The sequence below is a fragment of the Methylobacterium litchii genome, assembly GCF_038442315.1.
GTDB classification, from domain to species: Bacteria; Pseudomonadota; Alphaproteobacteria; order Rhizobiales; family Beijerinckiaceae; genus Methylobacterium; species Methylobacterium litchii.
In genome coordinates this window covers 1-2,841 of the sequence record NZ_JBBXMY010000041.1, presented here as the reverse complement: position 1 = coordinate 2,841, position 2,841 = coordinate 1, and the positions used below count along the sequence as shown (strand labels likewise).

Sequence of the window (2,841 nt, the reverse complement as noted above, 5' to 3'; positions counted from 1 at the left end):
ACCCCTTTATAAGGCCCAGGACGCGCGGATCTCCATCTTTACTCACGGCTCGCCAGAGGGCCGGATACGTTTATGCAGACTGCTCAGACCAGCGGATCCAGAGCCACTTGCAGACGGGGCGACCATATGTTTTGGCAGAGGACCGAGCGGAGGGCTCGCACACAGGTGCTATCAAGTACGGCTGCATCGCCGGCCCACAAAGCCTTGGCCGGATCCTCCACCATGGCTTCCTAGAAGGCGCGGCGAGACTACCTGTAGAATCGGCTTCAGACGGAGGTACGCGGCCCATACTCCGCTGGATAGTCACGCCAGCGGCAGCGGAGGTTATCACGTGCAAGATGCCGGAAATTATCTACCAGTTGTCCTTCCGCGCCGGTCCGGCTTAGTTCCTGGGCATGAACGGTTCAATCACCACCCACTGCTCGTTCGAGAACCAAAACAGGTCCGCCATAGCCACCTCCAAGCCGCAAAACGATCACCCGAAATTACAAAATCACAATTTTTAACATCTTAGTGCGGTTCACACTCCAACAGAGAGCTAATTCTTTAGGACGGCTATACGCCAACAAAGGATACGACCGTCACCGCCATCATTGTCTGGCTTTCTATCGAATCATAGTTTTTTTGGGCGCTCTGAATGCTCAGAGCTGACCCATGGTTATTCCAGAATGTCCAACTGTACCGCACAGTAGTCCCTCATCTGCCTTCAATTATGATAAGATGTCTTATGAGCCATTTTTTACCATTATAATGTTCTCACCAACGATCAGTATGTCACGATTGCCATTCATCAATGTTCTTTGAAAATTGCTGCTGGATCCGGCGCCAGGAAGTAGCCAATCATGTGGTTCGATGGCGATGGCCATCGCTTCTTCGGCCCACTCGACGTTTGCTGAAAATAAATCAGACTCAAACCCCTCAATGTCAATCTTGACTATAAAAAGCTCACAGTTTTCTTGTCTCTCCAAAATATTATTGATAGTTAGTATAGGGATCCCCCCGTTTGCGCGTTTGGTCTGGATCGCCCAGGCTTCTACTTCATTTTCGTTGATGGATACGAAACCTGTTTTACCGCCGATAGCAGCTTCCACGAGATTGATATTTGAATAGCCAAACACATTCTTGCGGGCAACTTTACAATTTTCAGGATCTGGCTCAACGGTGACAATTGTAGCTTTGGGGTATGCATCTGCTAGAAACCGAGAGGCCAAGCCAATATTGCCGCCAGCATCGATTATGAGCGGAGTCTTGCCATTCGCGATAATTTCCTCATATTTCTTTCTAACTTTAGCGCCCTGTGAAAATCGATCGATGTCGTATTCACGATCGACGAAAATCTTCGACATTACGATATTATCACTGGCAAGCGGTCTTAAATAAATATCACCTATGCGTGTTTTAATTCTTATGAGATCTTTATTTTTAAAAATTATCCTATAAAAGTGACGCATCATTGAAAACAGACCAAGCGCCTTGATCTCTTGGGCATTATTGTTTACGCGCTTTACAAAAGAAAATAAGTTCATATTCTGCAGCCTCATCGTCAAGGGGGGCAAAATTATACGAACGAACCACTTTCAATTGGCTGATAGATTTAGGTAGTCATGTTTGCATCAGATTAATTATATTGTCAATAAGATCGGTATTATGGCACCAGATACAAATAGCCTGCAGATTAGGCTGTCAATTTCGACAACAAGCACACGAGAATCTCTGGGTAAATTGAGTAAAAAGGCAATTCCATTGGCGTTGTAATGGGTACCTATTACTAAAAGGCCTTTCGGGCGCGGGTGTTCAGGGGCTGTACTCGTGCGGCACCAGAACGTGATGATGGCGGCCAGGGCGAGGGCTGAGGCGTAGTTGCGGGCGAGCTTGTTGTAGCGCGGGGGATGCGGCGAAAGCCTTTGAGTCGGTTGAACATGGCCTCGACACGCCAGCGCTTCCGATAGCGGGACCTGTCGTAGCGGATCCGGCACTTGCGACTGCGTTTGCCCAGGATGACAGGCGTGACCCCACTGTTGCGAAGGTCGGTGCGCAGCCAGTCGGCATCGTAGCCCTTGTCGGCGCTCAAGCGGCGGATCCGGCCCGGCGCTTCGGCCAGCACTGCCGGGCCAGTCGTCACGTCGCTGGCGCTGCCCGGCGTCAACAGGAGGACACCGGGCCGCCCGAGGACATCGGTGAGTGCGTGGATCTTGGTCGTTTGATCACCCCGCGACGGGCCGATAGCTTGCGCCCTCGTTCCCCCCCCCCGTTCCCGCTATGGGCAGTCCGATGAGTCCGGACGTAACTTCTGTTGAGAGAGGCCGCATCGCTAGGCCACCCAGCCTCGGCCAGCGCGGTCAGCAACGCTTCCAAAAGTCGCGCCGCGACTAGCACATCAATCCAGATGAAGGCGTCAGCCGTGTCTCGAAAAGCAGATTCAAATTGAAGAAGCTAGGGCAGAGACGCATGAACGAAGTGAGTGCGTCAATGCACTAGAGATTGAAGCGGTTGTAGACCGTGGTGCACGGGCCGTACGCGGACGCGCAATCGCGCCAGCGGCAGCCTGACGTCAGGCCATGCAGGATGCCCGAGATGATCTGCTTCCCGGCACGATGCTTGCGCCTCGATCGCAGCCCCGACTCGCTAGCGTCGATCCACAGACAGGGCAGACACCATCGGCTCTCGTCCTCCGAAAGCTGGCCATCGAATCACAACCCCGTCCCAGCAAAAATCCTAGTGCAGTGATGCGGACGGAGGATTCACTCAGTCGGTGAGACGTGTGGGTCTGGGCCATGGCCCAGACGGTATGCGTGCTCCTCGATGCGAGCGACGCGGAGCGGCTGGCTGCGATCGCCAGCG

The 2,841-nt window shown here is 52.8% G+C and carries 1 protein-coding gene and 3 pseudogenes; all 4 read right to left on the bottom strand.

Annotated features, from left to right (window positions below):
• Positions 1-143 precede the first annotated feature (143 nt).
• Positions 144-451: pseudogene (locus AAHF99_RS27010) on the bottom strand (transposase); the annotation flags it as partial.
• A gap of 274 nt (positions 452-725) precedes the next feature.
• Positions 726-1,541, bottom strand: coding sequence for an FkbM family methyltransferase (locus AAHF99_RS27005; protein ID WP_342167408.1), 816 nt, complete (start codon positions 1,539-1,541; stop codon positions 726-728).
• Positions 1,542-1,814: 273 nt separating this feature from the next.
• Positions 1,815-2,369 (bottom strand): annotated as a pseudogene (locus AAHF99_RS27000) (IS5 family transposase); the annotation flags it as partial.
• Positions 2,370-2,477: 108 nt separating this feature from the next.
• Positions 2,478-2,642: pseudogene (locus AAHF99_RS26995) on the bottom strand (transposase); the annotation flags it as partial.
• Between the last annotated feature and the right edge of the window lie 199 nt (positions 2,643-2,841).